Source organism: Tardiphaga sp. 862_B3_N4_1 (assembly GCF_051811085.1).
GTDB lineage: Bacteria > Pseudomonadota > Alphaproteobacteria > Rhizobiales > Xanthobacteraceae > Tardiphaga > Tardiphaga robiniae.
The window spans coordinates 1,071,066-1,087,839 of record NZ_JBPWQB010000001.1; the positions used below are offsets into that span (position 1 = coordinate 1,071,066).

16 protein-coding genes are annotated in these 16,774 nt (G+C 61.5%); 7 read left to right on the plus strand and 9 right to left on the minus strand.

The window, feature by feature from the left end:
• The first annotated feature begins 27 nt into the window (after window positions 1–27).
• Window positions 28–1,167, plus strand: a complete 1,140-nt coding sequence (locus tag AB8B02_RS05010; RefSeq protein ID WP_439063305.1) for an MFS transporter — start codon at window positions 28–30, stop codon at window positions 1,165–1,167.
• A 3-nt stretch (window positions 1,168–1,170) separates the two neighbouring features.
• Here AB8B02_RS05010 and AB8B02_RS05015 read toward each other — a convergent pair whose 3' ends face one another.
• The 6 genes from AB8B02_RS05015 to AB8B02_RS05040 form a co-directional block, all read right to left on the minus strand.
• Window positions 1,171–2,148 carry a PDR/VanB family oxidoreductase gene (locus tag AB8B02_RS05015; protein ID WP_093761149.1) on the minus strand — a complete coding sequence of 326 codons (978 nt, stop codon included), beginning with the start codon at window positions 2,146–2,148 and terminating at the stop codon, window positions 1,171–1,173.
• A gap of 11 nt (window positions 2,149–2,159) precedes the next feature.
• A complete protein-coding gene (locus tag AB8B02_RS05020; RefSeq protein WP_093760616.1) occupies window positions 2,160–2,915 on the minus strand; it encodes a GntR family transcriptional regulator in 756 nt (251 codons plus the stop codon).
• Between the two features lie 4 nt (window positions 2,916–2,919).
• Window positions 2,920–3,969: an aromatic ring-hydroxylating dioxygenase subunit alpha gene (locus AB8B02_RS05025; RefSeq protein WP_115033826.1), complete on the minus strand. Its 1,050-nt coding sequence runs from the start codon at window positions 3,967–3,969 to the stop codon at window positions 2,920–2,922.
• Between the two features lie 193 nt (window positions 3,970–4,162).
• Complete coding sequence (locus AB8B02_RS05030) at window positions 4,163–5,005, minus strand: AAA family ATPase (protein WP_068732213.1); 843 nt, start codon at window positions 5,003–5,005, stop codon at window positions 4,163–4,165.
• A gap of 94 nt (window positions 5,006–5,099) precedes the next feature.
• On the minus strand, window positions 5,100–5,342 hold the full coding sequence (locus tag AB8B02_RS05035; protein WP_068732215.1) for a GlsB/YeaQ/YmgE family stress response membrane protein: 243 nt from the start codon (window positions 5,340–5,342) through the stop codon (window positions 5,100–5,102).
• Window positions 5,343–5,559: 217 nt separating this feature from the next.
• The gene (locus AB8B02_RS05040; protein WP_439063306.1) at window positions 5,560–7,476 is read right to left on the minus strand and encodes a diguanylate cyclase; all 1,917 of its coding nucleotides are present in this window, start codon (window positions 7,474–7,476) and stop codon (window positions 5,560–5,562) included.
• A gap of 303 nt (window positions 7,477–7,779) precedes the next feature.
• Here AB8B02_RS05040 and AB8B02_RS05045 point away from each other — a divergent pair, with 303 nt between their 5' ends.
• The 3 genes from AB8B02_RS05045 (at window position 7,780) to sseA (ending at window position 10,360) form a co-directional block, all read left to right on the plus strand.
• On the plus strand, window positions 7,780–8,961 hold the full coding sequence (locus AB8B02_RS05045) for a vWA domain-containing protein (RefSeq protein ID WP_068732219.1): 1,182 nt from the start codon (window positions 7,780–7,782) through the stop codon (window positions 8,959–8,961).
• Complete coding sequence (locus AB8B02_RS05050; protein ID WP_068732221.1) at window positions 8,958–9,371, plus strand: rhodanese-like domain-containing protein; 414 nt, start codon at window positions 8,958–8,960, stop codon at window positions 9,369–9,371. The genes AB8B02_RS05045 and AB8B02_RS05050 overlap by 4 nt, the downstream gene beginning before the upstream one ends.
• A gap of 134 nt (window positions 9,372–9,505) precedes the next feature.
• Window positions 9,506–10,360 (plus strand): 3-mercaptopyruvate sulfurtransferase, encoded by an 855-nt coding sequence (sseA, locus tag AB8B02_RS05055; RefSeq protein ID WP_439063307.1) that lies wholly within the window; start codon window positions 9,506–9,508, stop codon window positions 10,358–10,360.
• A 12-nt stretch (window positions 10,361–10,372) separates the two neighbouring features.
• Here the strand turns inward: sseA and AB8B02_RS05060 are convergent, their stop codons facing one another.
• On the minus strand, window positions 10,373–11,167 hold the full coding sequence (locus AB8B02_RS05060) for a hypothetical protein (protein ID WP_439063308.1): 795 nt from the start codon (window positions 11,165–11,167) through the stop codon (window positions 10,373–10,375).
• A 358-nt stretch (window positions 11,168–11,525) separates the two neighbouring features.
• Between AB8B02_RS05060 and AB8B02_RS05065 the strand changes: the two genes are divergently transcribed.
• Window positions 11,526–12,701 (plus strand): L,D-transpeptidase family protein, encoded by a 1,176-nt coding sequence (locus AB8B02_RS05065; protein WP_439063309.1) that lies wholly within the window; start codon window positions 11,526–11,528, stop codon window positions 12,699–12,701.
• Between the two features lie 80 nt (window positions 12,702–12,781).
• Here the strand turns inward: AB8B02_RS05065 and AB8B02_RS05070 are convergent, their stop codons facing one another.
• The gene (locus tag AB8B02_RS05070; RefSeq protein WP_439063310.1) at window positions 12,782–13,741 is read right to left on the minus strand and encodes a D-2-hydroxyacid dehydrogenase family protein; all 960 of its coding nucleotides are present in this window, start codon (window positions 13,739–13,741) and stop codon (window positions 12,782–12,784) included.
• 114 nt (window positions 13,742–13,855) lie between these two features.
• Window positions 13,856–14,062 (minus strand): hypothetical protein, encoded by a 207-nt coding sequence (locus AB8B02_RS05075; RefSeq protein WP_089267387.1) that lies wholly within the window; start codon window positions 14,060–14,062, stop codon window positions 13,856–13,858.
• A gap of 231 nt (window positions 14,063–14,293) precedes the next feature.
• Here AB8B02_RS05075 and ettA point away from each other — a divergent pair, with 231 nt between their 5' ends.
• Together ettA and tam are read left to right on the plus strand one after the other, a co-directional pair.
• The gene (gene ettA, locus AB8B02_RS05080) at window positions 14,294–15,943 is read left to right on the plus strand and encodes an energy-dependent translational throttle protein EttA (protein ID WP_089267386.1); all 1,650 of its coding nucleotides are present in this window, start codon (window positions 14,294–14,296) and stop codon (window positions 15,941–15,943) included.
• A 13-nt stretch (window positions 15,944–15,956) separates the two neighbouring features.
• Entirely contained in the window at window positions 15,957–16,727 is a 771-nt protein-coding gene (tam, locus tag AB8B02_RS05085) for a trans-aconitate 2-methyltransferase (protein WP_089267385.1), read from the plus strand.
• The last annotated feature ends 47 nt before the right edge of the window (window positions 16,728–16,774 follow it).

A 16,774-nucleotide genomic window follows, 5' to 3' on the forward strand; every position in this document is an offset into this window, starting at 1 on the left:
ACCGGTTGGGTGTTGAAGCCATCGGCCATGACGGCATTCAGTTTTGCCGGGGCCGCGCTGGTCGCGGCCAGCAGCAGCGCGGTGACGCCGCTGTACCGGCTCTACCAACAGTCGATGCACCTCTCGCCGCTGATGATCACGCTGGTGTTTGCGGTCTATGCGATCAGCCTGCTGGCCGCGCTGCTGACAGTCGGCGGCCTGTCCGATTATGTCGGACGCCGTCCGGTCATTCTCGGCGGTCTGTTGCTGAATGCTATCGCAATGGTGCTGTTCTCCTATGCCAGTGATGTCGGGCAATTGATCCTCGCGCGTGCCGTGCAGGGCCTGTGCGTCGGCACGGCGACAACGGCATTGGGTGCTGCGATCCTCGATACTGACCGCAAGCGTGGACCGCTCCTCAACAGCGTGACCGCCTTTCTTGGCCTGATGGTCGGCGCGCTCGGCGCGGCGGCGCTCGTCACCTTCGCGCCCGATCCGCTGCATCTGGTTTATGAGGTTCTATTCGCGCTGACGGCTGTGATGATTGTGCTGCTGTTCGTGATGCCCGAGACCGTGTCGCGCAAATCGGGAGCGCTGGCCTCGCTGCGGCCGCATGTGCGCGTGCCCAGCCAATCGCGCGCCGCGCTGCTGCGCGTTGCACCGGCCACCGTCGCCACATGGGCGTTGGGCGGCTTCAGTCTGTCCTTGATGCCCACGGTGGTCGCAACAACGATGGGCGTCTCCGCGCCTTGGGTCGGGGGCGTCGTGGTCGCGACCCTGATGCTGGCTGCAGCACTGACCGTGGCCGCCCTTCGGCAGCTTCCGGCGCAGCGGTTGCTGGTGATTGGCACGGCCGCGCTGTCGCTGGGCGTCTTCGTCTCGCTGCTCGGCATCTGGCAGCACAGCGTTGCGATGCTGTTTGCCGGTTCGGTGATCGCAGGTTTCGGCTTCGGCGCGTCCTTCGCCGGCTCGCTGAGCACGCTGCTGCCGACCGCCGAGGCGCATCAGCGCGCCGGTTTGCTGGCGGCGTTCTATGTGTTGTCCTATCTGGCCTTCAGCCTGCCGGCACTCGCTGCAGGTGTGGCTGTGCCATATGCCGGACTGGCCGTCGTGGCCTATGTCTATGGCGCCGTGGTCATCGTGCTCGCGATCATTTCGATGATTGCGTCGCTGCGCGGTGAACGCTGACGGTCAGACAGCGTCCGGCTGATACAACGTATCCACCGTCACCGTGCCGACGACGCGCGAGACGCAGGGACAGATCTTCGTATTGCCGCTCTTTTGGTGATCGCTGAAGAACACGTCGCGATGATCGATTTCGCCGTCGATGGCGAGGACATCGATGGCGCAGACGCCGCATTCGCCGCGTTCGCAGTCCGACATCACCTCGAAGCCGGCCTCGTTGAGCGCTGCTAGCATCGAGCGGCTTTGCGGCACCACGATCTCGGCACCGCTATCCTTCAGCCGGACGCGGAATTCCGTGGTCGGCAGGAGACCACTGGAGCCGAATGTTTCATAGCGCAGATCAGCGGGCGCGCGTCCGGCGGCGTTCCATTCGCGCCGGGCCGCTTCCAACATGCGCATCGGGCCACAGAGGATGACGATGGCATCGGGAGGCAGGGCGCCAAAGGTCGCGGTGAAATCCAGTCGAGCACCTTCATGGCTGGCGTGCACCGTCAGGCGGTCGCCGAGCAACGTCGATAGTTCATCGAGATAGGCGGCTTCGCTGCGAGCCTTCACTGCATAGTGTAGCTGCAGATCGATGGCTTTGCTGTGGAGCGCTGCGGCAATGCCGGTGATCGGGGTGATGCCGATGCCGCCGGCGATCAGGCAGTATGTCCCACGATTCCAGTCGATGTCGTAGAGCGATGACGGGCTGGAGATCTCCAGCCGCGCGCCGACTTGCAGTGCCCACATGGCTTTGGAGCCGCCGCGGCTATCCGGTGCCAGCCGCACAGCGATACGCAGCAACTCGTTGCTGCGTCCTCCCACCAGCGAATAGGATCGCGTCTGTGGCTGGCCGTCGATCAGGAGGCTGACATTAATATGGCTGCCGAGAGGGTAGGACGGCAGCGGTGTATCCGGCTTCAGTGTGATCTCGCGAATGTTCGGCGCCACATTGCGCGTGGCCTCGACGCGGCATCCCATCCAGTGTTCTGCAAAACGCATGAAGGTCTCCGTCAATCCGCCGGTGTCGAGGTCAGCAATGCCAGTGCAGGCAGCAGGTCGAGATGATTGCGATTGCGCAGTGCCAGCCGCAGATTGCGCACGGCAAGCCGCGCGTGCTCACGCATGATCGCCTCGGCGCGCGCACCTTCGCGATTCTCGATGGCGTCGACGACGATGCGGTGATGTTCCTGGCCGATCAGCAGGATGTTGTGCGCTTCCGGCAGCGCTGACTGCGCCATCACGAAGGCGCTGGGCGAGGCAAAGGGCATCGCCGAAACACGATCTATCTGCCGGATCACCGGCGCGCTGCCGGAGAGATCGGTCAGCAGCGCATGGAAACGGGCGTTCATGGTGACATAGGCAGAGAAGGCTTCCACGGAGATCGGATCCTGCCGCACCAGTTGATCCAGATCCGACAGACATTCTTTCAGTGGTTCAAGGTTGCGGGCGCTGGCGCCGCGCTCGGCGGCGAAGCGGGCTGCGAGGCCTTCCAGCGTACCGCGCAGTTCGATGGAGTCGAGAATGTCGCGCTCGGAAAACGCCTTCACCATGAAGCCGCCGGAGGGGATCGCCTGCAGCAGACCCTCATCTTCCAGACGCACCAGTGCGAGGCGCACCGGCGTGCGCGAGACGCCGGTGATTTCCACAGCCTGCAATTCGCTGATGCGCTCGCCCGGGCGCAGCGTGCCGGACAGGATCATGTCGCGCAGTGCGAGCTGCGCACGCACGGTCTGCGAGACGGAGCGTTCGGTATCGCGTTCGCTCATGATTTTACTCTGCCGCCTGCAGTTTGGGTGGCGTAGTTTCCTTTGCCACCATGCGGTCGATCACCCGTCGGCACCACATGGCACCGGCATCGATATTGAGGTTGTAAAATACGCGGTCCGGATTCTCGGTCATCGCCTTCTGCTGCGCTTCGAGAATGATCTCGTCCTCGCGGAAAATACCCGCGACGCCTTCGCGGATTTCCGTGGTGATCTTCTGTTCGGTGATGCGGTGGTTGCGTACAAAGGCCCAGAAATAGTGGCAGGTGGTCTCGGTTTCCGGCGTCATGGTGTTGAGCACGAAGCCGTTGACGCCCTGCGAGCGATCGCCTTCCGGTGCGCCGGTTCCGGCCGGTGCGACGCCGACGTCGATATTCACCGTGCTCGGCGCCTGGAAGTGGATGATCTGCCAGCGATCGACGGGGCCAGGCTTGCGCAACTGCGCGGCCCAGAATGGCGGCGCTTCGATGCCCTTCATCCAGCGCGTCACGGTGACGGTCTTGTCGCCATGGGTAACATCGAAAGGAGATTCAGCGACGTCGTCCTGACCGATGCTGGAGCCGTGCACGAAGGTCTCGTGGGTGAGATCCATCAGATTGTCGACCACGAGGCGGTAGTCGCACTTCGCGTGAATCGTCTTGCCGTCGCCGGCCCATTCCGGATCGTCATTCCAGTGCATGTCCGGCACTAGTGCCGGATCTGCCAGCGCCGGGTCGCCCATCCACAGCCAGATGAAGCGATGCCGCTCGACCACGGGATAGGAGCGCACGCAGGCGGAGGGATTGATGGTCTCCTGCGAGGGCATAAAGGTGCAGCGGCCTTGCGCGTTGTATTTCAGGCCGTGATAGCCGCAGACCACCGTGTCGCCCTCGAGACGTCCCTTGGACAGCGGCACCAGCCGGTGCCAGCAGGCATCCTCCAGCGCGCTGACGCCGCCATCGGAGCGTCGATAGATCACCACATGCTTGCCGCAGATCGTGCGCGGAAAAAGCTGGTGCTTGATGTCGGCATCCCAGGCGGCGGCGTACCAGGCGTTCAGCGGGAATGAAGCGGGCATCGTATTCCTCCGTGGCGCAGTTCTTGAGTCCTGTTTGTATACAGGGATGGCGTTTGAAGGGACGATATCTCAATAGAACGGGGATTAGAACCAGTTTATGTATACTGAAATTGGAAAATATCTCTGGAATAGGTATTAAAAAACCGCCCCTGAGGGCGGTTTTTCGTGAAGGCTGTATACCTCGATGGTGGGATCAGACTTCCCGTCTGTTCAAAAACGCCAGCCGCTCGAACAGGTGCACGTCCTGCTCGTTCTTCAGCAGCGCGCCGTGCAGCGGCGGAATCAGCTTGCGCGGGTCGCGCTCCCGCAGCATCTCCGGCGACATATCCTCATTGACCAGCAGCTTCAGCCAGTCGAGCAGTTCCGACGTCGATGGCTTCTTCTTGAGGCCGGGCACATCGCGCACCTCGAAGAAAATACGCATCGCTTCGGCGACGAGGCGATGCTTGATGCCGGGGAAGTGGACCTCGACGATCTGGTTCATGGTGTCGATGTCGGGGAACTTGATGTAGTGGAAGAAGCAACGGCGCAGAAACGCGTCGGGCAATTCCTTCTCGTTGTTCGATGTGATCATCACGATCGGGCGCTTTGCCGCCTTGATGGTCTCGCCGGTCTCGTAAACATGGAATTCCATGCGGTCGAGCTCGAGCAGAAGGTCGTTCGGGAATTCGATGTCAGCCTTGTCGATTTCGTCGATCAGCAGCACCGGTCGCTCTGCATGGGTGAAAGCTTCCCACAGCTTGCCGCGCTTGATGTAGTTGCCGATATCCGAGACGCGGGGATCGCCGAGCTGGCTGTCGCGCAGGCGCGAGACGGCATCGTATTCGTACAGGCCCTGCTGCGCCTTTGTGGTCGACTTGATGTGCCAGGTCAGCAGCGGTGCGCCCAGCGCCTTGGCGACTTCTTCGGCCAGTACGGTCTTGCCAGTGCCCGGCTCGCCCTTCACCAGCAGCGGGCGTTCGAGCACGATAGCGGCATTGACCGCGACCTTGAGATCATCGGTCGCGACATAGTTTTCGGTGCCGGTAAATTTCATGGAGACTTTGCCTTGTTCTTCTTGTCGCGCGGACGCGCGCCGCCGAAAATGATGGGAATCGCGGTAGGCGATCGCAGAGTGAGGGGATGCGACGTTAGCGCCGGATCAGCGACAGGATGACGAGCACGATCACCGCGCCGATGGTGGCGTTGATGATGTCGCGGATCGCCCCGACGCCAAGGCTCACACCCAATCGCGGCAGCAGCCAACCAGCGACCAGTGCGCCGATGATGCCGATTACGATATTGCCGAGCAGGCCGAAGCCGGCACCACGAACGATCAACCCGGCCAACCAGCCGGCAATGGCACCGATCAGCAATGCTGCGAGAATTCCCATGGATCAATCCTTCGCGGGCGACATCAAGTGACGCGCCATTCCTGTTGTGATCATCAGCCGTCGGCCAATTTGGCCAGCCGGCACGTTTCCGGGCGAAGTTTAATTGAATTATTGGTCAGGTCCAGCCACCATTCCGGGCACTTCGCGGGACCTTTTGCGATGACGAAGAACATATCATGGCGGGGAAAAGCCGGGCGGTCTGGCGGCAATTGGCGGATCAGCCGTTGTGAGAAAAGCCCGCGCTGAAATATTCGCGTTGCAGCGCCGAATTGGCGACAACGCAATCTCGACCACGTCGTTTGGCCTCGTAAAGCGCCAGATCGGCCTCGCCGACCAGGACGGCTTCGTTCGAGGTCAGGCTGTTCCGGCTAGCGACGCCGACGCTGATCGACAGGTGGCCACGGGTTGATGCCATATTTGGAATCTCCAATGCCCTGACTCGAAGACGCAGGGCTTCCGCGATAGTGATCGCATCGGCCTCGGATACGTCCGGCAAAACGATGGCGAACTCCTCGCCGCCATAACGTGCGGACAATGCCGGCGTATTGATCGTGGCATCGGCAATGACGGCCGCGACGCGTTTGAGGCATTCGTCGCCGGCCTGGTGGCCGTTGCTGTCATTATAGCCCTTGAAGTTGTCGACATCGATCAAAAGCACCGACATCTCGTCGTGCTGCTCAAAGACGCGGCGCAGAAAGCCGTCGAGTGTGCGGCGGTTGGCGAGCCCCGTCAGCCCGTCAGTGGTCGCGAGTTCTGCGAGCTTTGTATTCAACGACGTCAACTCGTCCTGCATGCTTTTTCGAAGGGTGACGTCGCGCAGCACGCCTACGATTTCGACCTTGTCGCGATCGATCTCGCGGGTGGCCAGTTTGAAGTTAACCTCCACCCAAGCGAGTGAATGGTCGTCACGATAAGTTCGAAAAATCACGGTGCGGTTCGCTGTGAGATCTTTCAATTGCGCGCTGGCCGCCTTCACGGCTTCCACATCCTCGGGGTGCACCAGTTCGAAGCAGGAGCGCCCGAGCAGATCTTTCGGATTATGCCCCAAAACGAATTCGACCGAATGCGAGACGAAGACGATATTTCCAAAGCGATCGAGCAGGATAATAACATCGGCGATGTTGTCGGCGAGCAGGCGATAGCGGGACTCGCGCTCGCGGAGCGCGTGTTCCATGTTGAGCCGGAAGCGAAACTGGGTCGATAGCAGGGCGGCGAGCAGGATCACGGTGCAGAGCAGGACTGAAGCAACGATAACGTCGGAGAGCAGATTGCTCTTCCATATCGCCAACACCTGATCTTCCGGAATCGCGACTGTGACGATCAGCGGATACTGCGTGGTTTGCTCGTAGCTGAAATATTTGGTGATGCCGTCGAACGGCGAATCGATCTTGTAGAAGCCTGCCAGACTCTGTTTCAGACGGGTCTGAATGAGCTGAGTTCCGGAGAGGTCCTTCCCAACTTCCATCGATGGCCAGTGAATCAGCAGTATGCCGTCGCTTCGGATCAGGCTGATGCCGCCGCTCTCGCCGATCTGGAATGTTTTGTAGAAATCGCTGAAGTACTGGTTGTCGATCGCGCCCGTCAGTACACCTTTGAAGCTGCCGTCGGGGCCGTCGATCCGCTTCGACAGGATGATTGATGTACGGCCGGTTAGCCGCGACGTGATGGGGGCGTTGATCCTGATATTGGAGTCGGTGTGGTCGCGATGATAAATGAAATAGTCGCGGTCGGAGTTATTGTGCGTTGGCGTTTCCGGCAGCGAGGAATAGCGCCAGTTCCCAAGCGTATCGAATACACCGATTTCGCGCAGCTGTGGCAGTGCATTCGCCGTGTTGGCCAGAAACGTGTTGAAGCGATCCGGCTGCGGGTTTTGGTACTTCAGCAGATCCGCCATCCCGCTCATGGCGATGTCGATGGCCTGTATCGAGCGCGAAGCATGTTCGACCAGCGAATGTGCGAGGTTTCGACTGTCGGTTTCGCTTTGCGCCAATACGGTCTGGCGGGCATCGAGCGCCTTCCAGACGACAAGCCCGAGCACGCACGCGCTCATCGCCAGCACGAACAGCGTGACGATCACACCCGGCGCGGAGAGTCGGCTCGGCGAACTGCTGGTCAGTGTCGTGGGTACGGTCATTCGTTTCAATGTTGACAGCAAAACAGGCCATCACCATGGCCGTCGTTGCTTTCACGATAGCTAAGAATGCCCGCCGATGGCGGGACACCGCGCTGCGTGGTTACTGACGCCGGAATTGTTGAAACAAATACCTGCAATCTGACAACGATTGCTTCACCATGCCGCGGAGCGGAATTCGCCCCAGTTTGACTGACAAATCTCGCTTATTTCGGATGTGCGCCGCGATGGCGAGCCACGGAGCTGTGTAGGCTTCTACCACATCCGGCCCTTGACGGACGCGGGTGGTCGGGCAATCTGTCAATCATGTTCTTGCAATTCTTCACATCGCTGCGCGATGCACAGGTCCCGGTGACCCTGCGCGAATATCTCACGCTGATGGAGGCGCTCGACGCCGACCTCGCTGATCAGTCGGTGGAGAATTTCTATTATTTGTCCCGTGCAGCGCTGGTGAAGGACGAGCGCAATCTCGACAAGTTCGATCGGGTGTTCGGCACGGTCTTCAAGGGGCTTGAGAGCCTGCTCGACGCCATGGAAAAGGCGGAGATTCCCGCCGAGTGGCTGAAGAAGCTCGCCGAGAAATATCTTACCGAGGAAGAGAAGAAGCAGATCGAGGCCATGGGCTGGGACAAGCTCATGGAAACTCTGCGGAAGCGCCTTGAAGAGCAGAAGGAACGCCATCAGGGCGGCAACAAATGGATCGGCACCGCCGGGACCTCACCGTTTGGCGCCGAAGGCTACAATCCCGAAGGCATCCGTATCGGGCAGGAGAAAAGCCGCCACCGGCGCGCGGTGAAGGTCTGGGACAAGCGCGAGTTCAAGGATCTCGATGGCAATGTCGAGCTTGGCATCCGCAATATCAAGGTGGCGCTGCGCCGTCTGCGCAAGTTTGCCCGCACCGGTGCGCCGGATGAACTCGATCTCGACACCACGATTCGGGAGACCGCCAATCACGGCTATCTCGACGTCCATATGCGGCCGGAACGGCGCAATGCGGTCAAGGTGCTCGTGTTCTTCGATATCGGCGGATCCATGGATTCGCATATCGAGCAGGTCGAGGAATTGTTTTCGGCGGCGAAGAGCGAATTCAAGCACATGGAGTATTTCTACTTCCACAACTGCCTCTATGAAGGCGTGTGGAAGCAGAACAAACGCCGCTTCACGGACCGCACGCCGACTTGGGACGTGCTGCACAAATATGCCCATGACTACAAGATCGTGTTCGTCGGCGACGCCTCGATGTCGCCTTACGAGATCATGGTGCCCGGCGGTTCGGTCGAACATGTGAACGAAGAGTCCGGCTCGGTCTGGCTGGAGCGCATCACGCAGACCTATCCGAATGCGGTGTGGCTCAATCCCGTCGCCAAGCGGCACTGGGACTACTCGGAGTCCACGACCATCATTCGCCGGCTGTTCTCGGAACGGATGTATCCGCTGACGATTGAAGGTCTCGAAGGTGCAATGAAGGAACTGGTGCGAAAAGCATGACGCAGACGATTACCCGCGGCTACAAGGCGCTGCTCGACGAAGCTAACGCGCAGATCGAGACCATGAGCGTCGAAGATGTGATGAAAGCGGCGGAAAGCCCGGATGTGGTTATCGTTGATATCCGCGATCCCCGCGAGATCGAACGCGAAGGCAAGATCCCCGGCTCGTTCTCCTGCACCCGGGGCATGCTAGAGTTCTGGATCGATCCCGAAAGCCCCTATGGCAAGCCAATCTTTCAGGAAGACAAGAAGTTCATCTTCCATTGCGCCAGTGGCTGGCGCTCGGCGCTGGCTGCCAAGACCGCGGCCGATATGGGCTTGAAGCCGGTGGCGCATCTGGGCGGTGGCTTCACCGCCTGGCGCAATGCAGGCGGCGCGGTCGAGAAGGTCGAGCCGAAGGCGTCGAAGTAGTCGATATTTGTCGTCATTCCGGGGCGCGCGTAGCGATAGCTGCGGGCGAACCCGGAATCTGGAGATAGCTTAACACCGCGAGATTTCGGGTCTGCGCAAGAGCGCGTCCCGGAATGACAGAAGAAAGAAACAGCATGACATCCACAGATCCTCTCGTCTCGACCGAATGGCTCGCCGCGCATCTCGGCGATCCCAAGGTGAAGGTCATCGATGCGTCGTTCAAGATGCCAGGCGTGCTGCCGCTGCCGGTTGATGATTATCTGGCGGCACACATTCCCAGCGCTGTGTTCTTCGATGTCGATGCGGTCTCCGATCACTCTGTGTCGCTGCCGCACATGTATCCGGCTGCCGACCAGTTTGCGCGCGATGTCGGTGCGCTCGGCATTTCCTCCGATGATACGGTCGTCGCCTATGATGCGGGTGGCTGGGTCGCGGCGCCGCGGGCGTGGTGGATGTTCCTCTCTTACGGCCACGCCAATGTGAAGGTGCTCGATGGCGGGCTGAAGAAGTGGAAGGCCGAAGGCCGTGCGACGGAAACCGGAAAGTCGTCACCGAAGCCTGGCACGTTCAGCGCCACGCTCGACAAGTCGTACGTCCGCAGCAAGGCGCAGGTCGTTGCCAATCTGGATTCGCGCAAGGAGCAATTGATCGATGCGCGTGCCGCCAATCGCTTCGAGGGAAGTGTCCCTGAACCGCGCGCGGGCATTCGCTCCGGTCACATCCCCGCCAGTCGCAACCTGCCTTACAACCTGTTGTTCGACGCCGCGACCGGCACGATGAAGCCGCTCGAAGAATTGCGCGAAGCCTTCACCGGCACGGGGCTCGATCTGGACAAGCCCATCGTCACCACATGTGGCTCGGGCGTATCTGCGGCGGTGTTGACGCTGGCGCTTTATCGTCTCGGCGTGCGCGGTTCAGCGCTCTATGACGGCTCGTGGTCGGAATGGGGGCAGCCCGACGGTCCGCCCGTCGAGACCGGACCGGCGTAACCGGGGTCGAGGTCAGCGCGCGACCGGCAATCCGAACGGGTCGGTTGGCTGTGGTGCAGCGGCCGCCATAGGCCTGGCGGCCACACGCCGCTTTTTGACGACGATGCGCTTCTTCACGATCTTCTTGGCGGGTTCTGCAGCAGGCTTCGCTTTCGGCAGTGGAACCGACTCGGTATCGACGGGCGGTCCGCCCAGCGTCGCAATTTTCGTCGAAGACAATTTTGCGTCGTCATCGGTCAGCGTCGCCGTCGGCTGTGACCCCGCTACAACCTCTGCGGCGGCGGCTGGTGCAGGAACGGTGGCAGCCTCGGGAGGAGGGGCAGCGACTGGTTCGACGAAGGTCGCTGGTGCGACGGCAACCGTCGTTAGAGGTTCCCGCTCTTCGATCTTCGTTGTTTCCGACTTCGCTGCAACTTCAGGCTTCGGCGTCGCCGCCACCGGGGCAGTAATCTCGACAGCCGCTGTGGCCGGCGTCGACGGGGGTGCGGCGGTCTCGGGTAAGGCGATCTTTTCCGGCTCCGCAGGAGCCGCGATGGGGGGCTCTTGTTCTGCCGCCGAGGTTACGGAGACCGCTGGTGGCGCGACAGTCTCAGGGGTGGGGGCTGCTGCCTCGACGCGCAGCATGGCCAATGTCGGCGGAGCTTCGACGGGCGGCTGCGCAAAGACGGTCGGCGCCGCGCGCCTGGTCGGAATGGTCGCGAATTCCTGATGGGCAGAGCGCAGCAGGGCTGCGGCACCAAGGCCGAAGACCACCAACGAGACTGTGAGCAGGACGGCTGCGAACAGAAATCGGAAACCCGGAAGCATGAATGGCAGTTCCGCCTTCGGACAGACCGTGGAAGGCTTTCGAACGACGGGGACGCGGTGACAACACTGGAAGCGGCCCGTTCCGCAGAATCGGCTGCCGCCAAAGCGTCGCGAATCAGGACCGTTTGAGGATAACGCACGGCCTCAGGAACCGTTTGTTAAAAAGTGAGATGCACAACTGAGGACGCATTCCTGAGCAGTGATTTCAGCGGGGGTGAGGCAAGATAGCCACGCCGGCGTGCGATCTCGCGAATATGACCGAAATGGGAAGCTTTTTTCCGGAATTGTCTTGAATGCGCCGCTATCCTGCGCGATCTCACAGCATGTTCCGGTTTTTGCTTGAGCTTATACAAGGGCAATGATGATCAAGCGTGTTTTGACGACATTGGCGACCGTGGCTCTCGGTAGCGTCGCGGGTCATTCGCTCGCGGTCGCGCAGGGCTATCCTGTGGGCATGCCAAGCGGCTACTCGATTCCGGCCGACCCCAACTATCCCCCGGGCGGCTATCCGGCCAATTCACGCGCCGATCGCGCACTGGACGCCATGCCGGATTTTGATGCGCTCGACGAAGATGACGCGCCGCCCTCTCGCGGTGGCCGGCCGATGACGGGGCTGTCCGCGCCCGGAATTGCGCCCCAGAGCCCGGTGATGTCTCCGGATGATCCGCGCTACGGTCGCCCTGCTGGTGCTGCCCCGGTTTATTCCGATCGCGCCATGCCGCAGGGCCCGGTGATGTCGCCGGACGACCCGCGTTACGGCCGCCCGATGGCGCCGCCGGTGGTGTATTCGAACCGCGGCAATGGCGATGGCGCAATGCGTCCGCCTGAAGGCATGGGCGGGCAGGGTGCCCCTGTGACCGGCTCGGTGCAGGGACAGGGTCTGGGCGCCAATGGCAGCTCCGTGATGGTGGCTTCATTGCCTCCGGAAGATCAGCCGGAAACCGGTCCGGCGCAGTTGCCGCCGCAGTTCCGCCGGCAGGAAGTGAATTTCGTGACGAAGGAGCCTGCGGGCACCATCGTCGTCGATACGCCGAACTTCTATTTGTACTATGTGCTCGGCAACAACCGCGCGATGCGCTATGGCGTCCGTGTCGGCCGCGATGGTTTCACCTGGAACGGTGTGCAGAAGATCACTCGCAAGGCGGAGTGGCCGGATTGGCATCCGCCGACCGAGATGATCGAGCGTCAGCCCTATCTGCCGCGCTTTATGGCGGGTGGCGAAGGTAATCCGCTCGGTGCCCGCGCGATGTATCTCGGCTCGACGGTCTATCGTATTCACGGCACCAACCAGCCGTCGACTATCGGCAAGTCCGTGTCGTCGGGCTGCTTCGGCATGCTCAACGACGACGTCTCGGATCTGTTCGAGCGCGTCAAGGTCGGCACCCGCGTGGTGGTGATGCCAGGCAAGGCTCCGGCAACGACCGCCTCCGCGCAGCCCGTGCCCGGTCCGAGCGCCAGCGCCGCGCCGGCGCCGCTGCCCGGTACCCAGCCGACATCGGTTCAGCCGCTACCGGCCCCGGTCAGCATTCGCTGATTTCTTTCAGCTGATTTCGAGAAAACGGGCGCCGTGTGATCACACGGCGCCCGTTTTCTTTTGCGCTGTGAGCGCTTGCGTCAGTTGAGCTTGCGGACGGGGGCGCTGTTCAACCAGCCGCCGATGCCCTCGATCATCTCCGCATAGATCCGCTCGTAGTTTTCCGCGGTGACATAACCGAGATGCGGCGTGATCACGACATTGTCGAGCTTGCGCAGCGGGCTGTCGAGCGGCAGCGGTTCATGGGAATAGGTGTCGATACCTGCACCGGCAATTTTCCCGGCCTGCAAGGTCTCGAGCAGCGCGACTTCATCCACGATCGGGCCGCGTGCTGTGTTGATGAGATAGGCTGTCGGTTTCATCCGCGCGAGATCCACCCGTGACACCAATCCGCGTGAGCGATCACTCAGCACGAGGTGGATCGTAATGATGTCGGCCTGAGCGAACAGTTCTTCTTTGGTGGCATAGGTCACGCCGGCTTTTTCGCAGGCCTCGGGCGTCAGATTGGTGCTCCAGGCAATGGTCTTCATCCCAAGCGCGCGGCCGATGCCGGCGACCTGGCTGCCGAGCTTGCCGAGGCCAATGATTCCCAGCGTCTTGCCTTCGATGTCCTCGCCGACGGTAACCTGCCAGGGCTTGCCGGCCTTCATGCGTGCGTTTTCAAAGCCGATCTTGCGGGTCAGTTCCAGCATCAGGCCGATGGTCAGGCCGGCCGTCGGATTGCCCACCATCGCGGTACCGCAGACGGTGACGTCATGAGCCTTCGCGGCCTCGAAATCGATCGCGGCATTGCGCATGCCGGACGTGATCAGCAGCTTGAGTTTCGGCAGCGCCTCGAACATCGCGCGGGGAAACGGCGTCCGCTCGCGCATGGCGCAGATGATTTCGAAATCCTTCAGCGCTGCAGCCGCTTCGTCCGCTGAGGCGAACGGCTTGTCGAAGACGGTGATCTCAATGCGGTCGGCGAGTGCGCTCCAGTCACCAAGCGTCAGGGCCACGTTCTGATAGTCGTCGAGAATTGCACAGCGCAGCCGCGTCATGGGATCGTCCATCCGGTGTGGTGATGACGGTGTTGAAGCCGTCAGGGGATGGACACATTGCGCGCCTCGCGGGCGTGCGCAAGCGTCTGCATCGTCGGCGGCAGTGCGATCAGCTTAATGTGAGGGCGGGACCGGCGCGGACGGGTCCTTGGCGCGACAGGCGGGGCCCGGGCCGCGCATGTAATGCTGCTCGGGCCGGTAAGGATCGAAGGCGGCGACGAAGAACAGCTGCCAGAACGTCCGGATTTCGTGGAGTAGGCCTGGGCGCGCCGCGCGGGTTTCGGCGGCGGCTGGAGAGGGGACTGATGTAGTGATCGCCATGACGAGGCTCCGCCTGTCTGCCCGCGACTTCAGTCGCGAGGGGCATGATTGATCGCCCTGGGAGCACTCTTGGCGGAAGTCGTTAAAAAGCGGTTTTAATTGTCACAACGGCTGCCTCGAAGAAGCGCAGAGTTACCAAATCCTTAAGACCCCCGGTTGCCCTTTCGGGGCCACGCCGCTACATCAGCGACAACCCATTTTTCACGCCCGCGACGGTTTTCAAGGATCACGATGGCTCGCCAATTCGTCTACTTCATGCAGGGTCTGACCAAGGCCTATCCGACCCGCAAGGTGCTGGATAACGTCCATTTGTCGTTCTACCCGGACGCCAAGATCGGCGTGCTCGGTGTCAACGGCGCTGGTAAGTCGACGCTGCTCAAGATCATGGCGGGCCTCGACAAGGAATACACCGGCGAGGCCTGGGTCGCGCAGGGCGCGCGCGTCGGCTATCTCGAACAGGAACCGCAGCTCGATGCGTCTTTGAACGTCCGCGAGAACGTCATGCTTGGCGTCGCCAAGCAGAAGGCTGTTCTCGATCGCTACAACGAGCTGGCGATGAACTACTCGGAAGAGACCGCCGACGAGATGACCAAGCTGCAGGACGAGATCGAGGCGCAAGGCCTCTGGGATCTCGACAGCAAGGTTGACCAGGCGATGGACGCGCTGCGTTGTCCGCCTGACGATGCCGACGTCACCAAGCTCTCCGGTGGTGAACGCCGCCGCGTCGCGCTCTGCAAGCTGCTGCTCGATGCACCCGAACTGCTGCTGCTCGACGAACCGACCAACCATCTCGACGCCGAGTCCGTCTCATGGCTGGAAGGCCATCTGCGCAACTATCCCGGCGCGATCCTGATCGTGACCCACGATCGCTACTTCCTCGACAACGTGACGTCCTGGATTCTCGAACTCGATCGCGGCCGCGGCATTCCCTACGAGGGCAACTACTCGTCCTGGCTGGTGCAGAAGCAGAAGCGTCTGGCACAGGAAGGCCGCGAGGACGCAGCCCATCAGAAGACGCTGGAACGCGAGCAGGAGTGGATCGCCTCGTCGCCCAAGGCCCGTCAGGCCAAGTCGAAGGCGCGCTACCAGCGCTATGACGAGCTGCTCAAGAAGGCCAGCGAGAAGCAGACCCAGGGTGCGCAGATCACCATTCCGGTGGCCGAGCGCCTCGGCGACAACGTCGTCGACTTCGAAGGCCTCACCAAGGCCTATGGTGATCGCGTGCTGATCGACGATCTGACCTTCAAGCTGCCGCCCGGCGGTATCGTCGGCGTCATCGGCGCCAACGGTGCCGGCAAGACGACGCTGTTCAAGATGATCACCGGCCAGGAGAAGCCCGATAGCGGCACGATCACCGTCGGCGAGACCGTTCATCTCGGTTATGTCGATCAGTCGCGCGATGCGCTCGACGGCAAGAAGACCGTGTGGGAGGAAATCTCGGGCAATAACGAACTGATCCTGCTCGGCAAGAAGGAAGTCAATTCGCGCGGCTACTGCTCGTCGTTCAACTTCAAGGGCGGCGATCAGCAGAAGAAGGTCGGCGCATTGTCGGGCGGTGAACGCAACCGCGTGCATCTCGCCAAGATGCTGAAGTCCGGCGCCAACGTCCTGCTGCTCGACGAACCGACCAACGACCTCGACGTCGACACGCTACGCGCGCTGGAAGAGGCGCTGGAAGACTTCGCCGGTTGCGCCGTGATCATCAGCCATGACCGCTGGTTCCTCGACCGTATCGCGACCCATATGCTCGCTTTCGAAGGTGACAGCCACGTGGAATGGTTTGAGGGCAACTTCCAGGACTACGAGAAGGACAAGATGCGTCGTCTCGGGCAGGATTCGATCATCCCGCATCGCGTGAAATACAAGAAACTGACGCGCTGAGGAGAACTCTCAAATGGCCGACTGGAGCGCGCAGCAGTATCTGAAGTTCGAGGACGAGCGAACCAGGCCGGCACGGGATCTGCTCGCGCAGATTCCGCTTCTCGATGCCCGCAAGGTCGTCGACATCGGCTGCGGACCCGGCAACTCGACGGAGCTTCTGGTCAATCGCTGGCCGCAAGCATCGGTCATCGGTGTCGATACGTCGGCCGATATGCTGCGGCAGGCGCGGGAACGGCTGCCCGCGCAGACGTTCATCGAGGCCAATATCGCCCATTGGGTGGCGCCGGCCGGCTCCGATGTCTTGTTTGCCAATGCCGTGTTTCAGTGGGTGCCGGATCACATCAAGCAGCTGAAGCGTCTTGTCGGTGCCTTGCCTGACGGTGGCGTGCTGGCCGTGCAAATGCCGGATAATCTCGACGAGCCCTCGCACATCCTGATGCGCGAGGTCGCCTATCTCGAGCCGTGGCGCGCGCAGCTCTCGAAGGCTGCGGAGCTGCGCGACTCGCTGCCGAAGCCCGGGGCCTATTACGATGCGCTGCAGCCGCTGTGTTCGCGGGTCGAGATCTGGCACACCGTCTACAATCATGCGTTGGCCGATGCCGCCGCGATCGTGGAATGGGTGAAGGGCACCGGGCTGCGTCCGTTCGTCGATCCGCTGGAGCCGCCGGAGCGCAAGGCTTACATCGCTGAGTATACCGCGCGCATCGCCGCCAGCTATCTGCCGCAGGCGGATGGCAAGGTTCTGCTGAAATTTCCGCGGATCTTCATTGTCGCTGTCAAATAGCTGATGCGGCCAGTTGCCGCGCATTCACGACATCATCGCGTCCAGAA